The following is a 6,163-nucleotide window of genomic DNA, read 5'->3' as shown; positions in this document are numbered from 1 at the left end:
CCGACCCCGCCGCCGCCGCCCGCCCGTCGATCTGGCGCGGCCTGTCGTGGTGGCGCACGCTGTCCGCAGGCTTGGCCACCGCGGTCGTGGTGCTGGCCTTCCTGATGCTCAAGCCGCCCGCCGCGCCGCAGGACGTACGCACCCTGGCGGTCCTGTCGGGCGAGAAGGCCCCGGGCGCGCTGGTACTGAACACCCTGCCGGACAAGACCCTGTCGGTACAGCCCATGCAAGACCTGGTGGCGCTGGCCGACGGCCGCGCGCTGGAACTGTGGGCGATCTCGCCCGGGCAGGCGCCGCGTTCGCTGGGTCTTGTCTTGCCTGGCCAGACGACCGTGCTGACCCCGCGCCAACCGCCCTTGCCGGGCGATACGGTAGCCGTCACGCTGGAGCCGGCCGGTGGCGCGCCCAACGGCGTGCCGACCGGTCCGATCGTGCTCAGCGGAAAAGTCATCTGATCAGGGTTTGTACTTAGGACGATAAGCGCATCCAATCGGCGGCCAGCCCCGTATCTCCTCATGACGGCCACACAAAAGGAGATCGTCATGAAATTGCTAGCCTCGATTGCCATCGCTTGCTCTGCCCTGACCCTGTCGCCCACGTATGCCGCCGATGTCATGGTCGGCGGACAGGCGATGATGCCCTCGAAGAATATCGTCGCCAACGCGGTGAACTCCGCGGACCACACCACGCTGGTCGCGGCGGTGAAAGCCGCGGGTCTCGTAGACACGCTGCAAGGCAAGGGCCCGTTCACGGTGTTCGCCCCGACCAACGCCGCCTTCGGCAAACTGCCGGCCGGCACGGTCGATACGCTGGTCAAGCCTGAAAACAAGGCGACGCTGACCAAGATCCTGACTTATCACGTGGTGCCCGGAAAACTGGACTTCGACGCGCTGGCGGCCAAGGTCAAGAAGGGCGGCGGCTCGGCTGAATTGGCCACTGCCAGCGGCGGCAAGCTGTGGGTGATGATGAACGGCAAGCACAACCTGACCCTGAAGGACGAAAAGGGCGGCGAGTCCACCATCAGCACCTACGACGTCTACCAGTCCAATGGCGTGATCCACGTCATCGATACGGTGCTGATGCCGAAGTGACCGCGCCGCCAGACCGGTAGCGCCATGACAGCCCGGCCACCGCGCCGGGCTTTTTCTTGCCCGCGCGCGCCGTTCCGGTATCGTAGGGAGCCTGACCGCCCTCCCCCGGAACCGCCGACCCATGCTTGCAACCCTGCGCCGCCGATCGCTGCTTGCCTTGCTGAGTTCGCCATTGCTGGCGCTGACATTGATGTGGGCGTCGCCTGCCGCCCGTGCGCAAACCGCGTCCGACCTGGACCATGCCTATCAAACCGAACTGCAGGCCGAAAACGAGGCCTTGCGCACACGCATCCAGCAGTTGCCGCCCGCCATGCAGGCATTGAACGCGCAAGTCTCCGCCGCGTTGCGCGCCGGCGACCGCCAGGAAGCACAGCGCGTGGGCGAAGAGATGGCGCGCACCGACCCGCGCAATGCGGATGTCCTGCTGTTCCTGGGCAAGCTGCAGAGCCAGCAAGGCAATCCCGCCGCCGCGCAAGACCTGATCGACCAGTCCATCAAGCTCGATCCCGACAACAAGTGGGCCTACGTCAACAAGGCCGGCGCACAGGCCGAACGGTCCGACCTGCCCAACGCGCTGGCCACCACGCAGGAACTGACCCGGCGCTATCCCGACTGGAGCATCGGCTACAACCTGCAGGCCTCGCTGCTGGACGCCATGGACCGCGAGGCGGAAGCGCTTCAGGCCTATCAGAAGGCGGTCGCGGCCAAACCCGCAAGCGCGCTGATCCTGACCAATATGGGCAAGCTGCAGCGCCGGCTTGGCCGCTTGGGAGACGCCCGCCGGTCCTACGAGGCGGCGCTGCGCCTGCAACCCGGCTACCCGCTGGCCCGGTCCGAACTGGAAAGCATGCCCAAATGAACCCGCTTGGCCTGACTCCCCCGATGAAACGCCGGTCGCTGCTGCTTGCCATGGCCGGCCTGACGCTCACGCCGCTGCACGCCATCGCCGCGCCCGAGCGCGACGCGATCATCCGGCAGGTCTACGGGGCCCCTGCCGGCACGCTGGTCTTCACCGGCCAGCACGCCGCCCTGATGCGCGAGTTGCGCGCAATGTGGATGCCCGTCGAATCCGGCGCGCCGGCCATCGACTTCGAACAACCGTTGCTGGGCGGACCCGACACGCTGGGCACCGCGCGCAAGCGACTCAAGACGTCGGACGACGCGTTGGCCATCCGCCGGCTGGCCGAGGTCTGCCGCTTGATCCCGCGCTATGTAGGGTCGCTGGGTGGGTTGCGGCCGGGGCGCTACGCCGTGCCGGCCGAAATGAAAGAAGCCTTCGACTTCCCGGAAAGCGGCGTGGATGCGCAAGGCGGATTCGACCTGCGCCGCGAGCACCTGACGCTGCTGCGCGCCGCCGCGTGGCGCGAAGTGGACGCGCAGTCGCTGCAAGCCGTACTGCGCGAAGGCGATCGCTTCTGGCCGATGCCCTACATCGACGGCAAGCGCCCCTATGGCGACGCCAGCTATTACCAGATCGACATGGCCCGCTTGCTGGGCGATCCGTATCCGCTGGACGCCAAGGGCTATGCGGTGACCGACTCCGCCAAGGACGCCCGGTTCAAGCGCCTGCATGCCGAGACGCTGGCGGCGCTGCAGGTCTTCCTGACCCACGCGGCTCCGATCAAGGAAAAACGGTAGCGGCGCGTAAGATCAGGCGCGGCGGATGAAGCTGCGGACGTCGTCCACGATCGGCACCACGGCCAGCAGCGTCAGCAGCAGCGCCAACGGCCAGGTCGAACCGAAACCGAAGTGGAAGAACGAGTAGGCACCCGTCACGCCGCCCACGAAGAACAGCGTGACCATCAGGCTCAGCACGGTCAACTTGCCGCGATCGGCGCGCACGGGCGCCAAGGCCGCGGCATCGCCCTTGGCCACGTTCCAGTAGAACAACTTGCCCAATTCGATGCCGATGTCGGTCACCATGCCCGTCACGTGCGTGGTGCGGATCTCCGACCTCGACACCTTGGTGATCATGGCGTTCTGCAGGCCCATGATGTAGCACAGCAGCATGACGGTGCCCGGCACGTAGAACCAGCGCAAGGTCTCCAGGTTGGCGCCCAGCAGCCCGAAGCCCAGCAGCAGCACGGCCTCAAGCAGCAGCGGCAAGGCGTATTCGCTGGACAGGCGGGAGCGGCGGCCGAAATTGATCAGGAAGGCGGAACTGGCCGCCCCGGCCAGGAACGACAGCAGCGCCGCCACGCCCTGCAGCACCACGATCATGCCGCCCAACGCCATGTGGTCGGCCATCATCGAGACGATCCCCGACATGTGCGAGGTGTATTGCTGGACGGCAAGAAAGCCGCCGGCATTGACCGCGCCAGCGGTGAAGGTCAGGAAATAGGCAAGGTGCCTGTTGGCTTGCGGGCTGCGGCTGACTGCCGTCAGCCGCCGCAAATACGGAATGGCCACGCTTGTCCTTTCAAAACAAGACCGTTGAACCTCATAGCGAGAACGCCCGAAGGTTGGCGACGCGTTCTGCCAGACCCTCCGCTCCCAGATAGTGGCCCAGTTTGCCCGCCCGTACGCGGCGCAGGTCTTCCTGGTAGCTGTTGGCCATGGTATCGCGCACGTCGGCATACGCGGCCCCGATGCCTTCTCCGCACGCCTGGGCGACCCGGCGCGCGGCCTCGGGCGATCCGCAAGCCACGCAGCGCGCCACGCCCAGGGCATCGGCGACCGCGCCTTGGGCAAGCAGGCGCTGCACCAGGTCGGCCGATGGCTTTGTGTCGATGCGATGGATCGCGGTGGCGCTGACCGGTGCGCCGGCCTGCAGCAAGGCGTTGGCCGCCGCGTAGGCATGCTGCATCAGCGCGACCTCGACCGGCGTGGCGCTGCCGCGCAAGGGTTGGTCGAAACGCATGCCCAGCCCGGCCAATTGGTGCACCAGCGCGTCGTCGTCGTGGGCCAGCGCATGCTGCAGGGCCAGGCCGGCCAGGTGCGCGGATTCAAGCAGCGTGCCGGCGGCTAGCGGACCGCGCCAGTCCACCCGTGCGCGCAGATAGAACGCGGTCAGCTTGTCGGCCAGCGCCTGCGGCATAGCATGGTCCGATACCCGCTCGTCCAGATATTCCAGCACGCGCACGCTGGGGCTGTCTTCGTCATGCTCCGGGTCCGTCTCCAGGCACAGCGCGGCGAACGCGGCATGCAAGTCCGGCGCGATGGTCGCAATACCGTCCTGCTGCAAGGCATGCGTCCAACCCGGCAGGCCCTTTTTCCACGCCACGATGTTGCCGGCACGCGGGCCGGGTTCCACGGCCACATAGATGCGGTCGCAATATTCGAAACCGCCAATCGGCAGATAGCGCAGCTTGCCGTTCCAGGTTTCCCCGTCGTCGGCGGCGGCCTCGTCGGCGCATTCCTGTTCGTGCTCGATCCAGCCTTGCAAGTCGCGATAGTGGTCGCTGCCGTCGTAGAACAGTTCGGACCAGCTCAGCGCCTCTTCGTTGCCGTCCATCTTCGCGCGCAGATCGTAGGCCAGCTCGCCGCCGGCGGTCAGGCGCCATAAATCGCGCAGCGCCTGGGGCAAGGGTCCGGCGCAGGCGGTTTCGATTTCCGCGATGCGCGTGTCGGCCAAGGGCGGTTGCACGGCGATCAGCACGCGGTCCGCAAAGAGCGCGATGCCGTGCTCGCGCAGCACGCGCAATTCGTCGGAAGAGAAAGGGTGGCTCATGGGGAATCATCTGAGTGGCAGCTGCAGAGATTCTACTAGCGGGCCACCGCGTCAAGATGGCCCGCCCACGGCTGAACCCGCCGGGCTTACACCGCGCCCGAATCGCTCAACTGCTTGCGGCGGAATTCGCCCTGGCGAACGTGCATCCAGCCCGGATACTCGGGCGGCAGCGCACTGACCTTGTCCAGCGCGGCCAGCTCGTCCTGCGTCAGCTTGATAGCGGTGGCCGCCAAGTTGTCGTCCAGCTGATCGACGCGCTTGGCGCCGATGATGACGCTGGTCACCGCCTGCTGGTGCAGCAGCCAGGCCAACGCCACCTGCGCGACCGACACGCCGCGCGCATCGGCCACCGTTTTCAGGGCGTCGATGCTGTCATAGGCGCGGTCGCGGTCGACCGGCGGGAAGTCGAACGCGGCACGACGGCTGCCGGCTTCGGCGCTGCCGTCGCGGCCATACTTGCCGCTGAGCAGGCCGCCCGCCAGCGGGCTCCACACCATCAGGCCCACGCCTTCGCTTTGCAGCATGGGCACGATTTCGCGTTCCAGGTCGCGGCCGGCAATCGTGTAATAGGCCTGCAGCGACTCAAACCGCGCCAGGCCCAGGCGTTCGGCGATGCCCAGCGCCTTCATGATCTGCCAGGCCGCCCAATTGGAAACGCCCACGTAGCGCACATGGCCGTGCTGCACCAGGTTGTCCAGCGCGCGCACGGTTTCCTCGACCGGCGTGGCCGGGTCGAAACCATGGATCTGGTAGAGGTCGATATGGTCCAGCTGCAGGCGCGACAGGCTTTTCTTGACGCTGTCCATGATGTGGAAGCGCGAATTGCCCCGCGCGTTCACGCCGGCGCCCGTCTGGCCGAAAACCTTGGTGGCGATGACGACGTCGTCGCGCGCCACCTTCAAATCACGCAGCGCCTGGCCGGTGATCATCTCTGACCGGCCTTCCGAGTACACGTCGGCCGTGTCGATGAAATTGACGCCGGCGTCCAAGGCCCGGCCGACCAGGCGGTTGGCGTCCTCTTGTTGGAGGTCGCCGATTTTGCTCCACAGCTCGCCTTCGCCGCCGAAGGTCATGGTGCCCAGGCACAGTTCCGAGACGAACAGGCCGGTGCTGCCGAATTTCTTGTATCGCATGATTAGCACTCCTTCAGGGGCAACCGGTCCACGCGCCCCGGAATGGGACGCCGGACGCTGGCTTGCCGGGGTGGACACAGTATGCGTCCGGACGCCTGTCCATGCGCTGCTTGATCCTGCCCTTTTTTTGCCTGATTCTCTGACCCAGACGCAAGAGAATCAGGCATGCGCCCGATCCTCCAAACTTTTTGCCCATTTCTCCACACCCCCGGATGGCCACTGTCCAGCCCGGCATTCCTGGGAATACACTGGAGTCCGCTTAATCCCCT

At 66.5% G+C, this 6,163-nt stretch carries 6 protein-coding genes and 1 pseudogene; 4 read left to right on the top strand and 3 right to left on the bottom strand.

The annotated features are described in order from the left end of the window. From A9973_RS23160 to A9973_RS23145, 4 genes are all read left to right on the top strand, one after another. Window positions 1–455, top strand: a 455-nt coding sequence (locus A9973_RS23160) for an anti-sigma factor domain-containing protein (protein WP_183016005.1), incomplete at its 5' end; no start/stop codon positions are given. Between the two features lie 87 nt (window positions 456–542). After that, window positions 543–1,091: a fasciclin domain-containing protein gene (locus A9973_RS23155; RefSeq protein WP_183016004.1), complete on the top strand. Its 549-nt coding sequence runs from the start codon at window positions 543–545 to the stop codon at window positions 1,089–1,091. A gap of 121 nt (window positions 1,092–1,212) precedes the next feature. Next, the gene (locus A9973_RS23150) at window positions 1,213–1,950 is read left to right on the top strand and encodes a tetratricopeptide repeat protein (protein WP_183016003.1); all 738 of its coding nucleotides are present in this window, start codon (window positions 1,213–1,215) and stop codon (window positions 1,948–1,950) included. Next, entirely contained in the window at window positions 1,947–2,729 is a 783-nt protein-coding gene (locus tag A9973_RS23145) for a hypothetical protein (protein WP_255469270.1), read from the top strand. Before A9973_RS23150 ends, A9973_RS23145 begins: the two co-directional genes overlap by 4 nt. Before the next feature lie 33 nt (window positions 2,730–2,762). Here the strand turns inward: A9973_RS23145 and A9973_RS23140 are convergent. The 3 genes and pseudogenes from A9973_RS23140 to A9973_RS23130 form a co-directional block, all read right to left on the bottom strand. Then, a pseudogene (locus A9973_RS23140) lies at window positions 2,763–3,500 on the bottom strand (YoaK family protein); the annotation flags it as partial. Between the two features lie 31 nt (window positions 3,501–3,531). Continuing rightward, window positions 3,532–4,761, bottom strand: coding sequence for an SMI1/KNR4 family protein (locus A9973_RS23135; RefSeq protein ID WP_183016001.1), 1,230 nt, complete (start codon window positions 4,759–4,761; stop codon window positions 3,532–3,534). An 86-nt stretch (window positions 4,762–4,847) separates the two neighbouring features. Then, window positions 4,848–5,894 (bottom strand): aldo/keto reductase, encoded by a 1,047-nt coding sequence (locus A9973_RS23130; protein WP_183016000.1) that lies wholly within the window; start codon window positions 5,892–5,894, stop codon window positions 4,848–4,850. Window positions 5,895–6,163 lie beyond the last annotated feature (269 nt).

Origin of the sequence: Achromobacter sp. UMC46 (assembly GCF_014170335.1) — a bacterium.
In the GTDB taxonomy this organism is placed as follows: Bacteria; Pseudomonadota; Gammaproteobacteria; order Burkholderiales; family Burkholderiaceae_B; genus Achromobacter.
The sequence above is the reverse complement of the archived record's forward strand: the minus strand, read 5'-3'. Positions and strand labels throughout refer to the sequence as shown.

Coding starts and splice junctions, on each gene's coding strand:
- A9973_RS23155 (WP_183016004.1), top strand. CDS start 543: ATGAAATTGCTAGCCTCGATTGCCATCGCTTGCTCTGCCCTGACCCTG.
- A9973_RS23150 (WP_183016003.1), top strand. CDS start 1,213: ATGCTTGCAACCCTGCGCCGCCGATCGCTGCTTGCCTTGCTGAGTTCG.
- A9973_RS23145 (WP_255469270.1), top strand. CDS start 1,947: ATGAACCCGCTTGGCCTGACTCCCCCGATGAAACGCCGGTCGCTGCTG.
- A9973_RS23135 (WP_183016001.1), bottom strand. CDS start 4,761: ATGAGCCACCCTTTCTCTTCCGACGAATTGCGCGTGCTGCGCGAGCAC.
- A9973_RS23130 (WP_183016000.1), bottom strand. CDS start 5,894: ATGCGATACAAGAAATTCGGCAGCACCGGCCTGTTCGTCTCGGAACTG.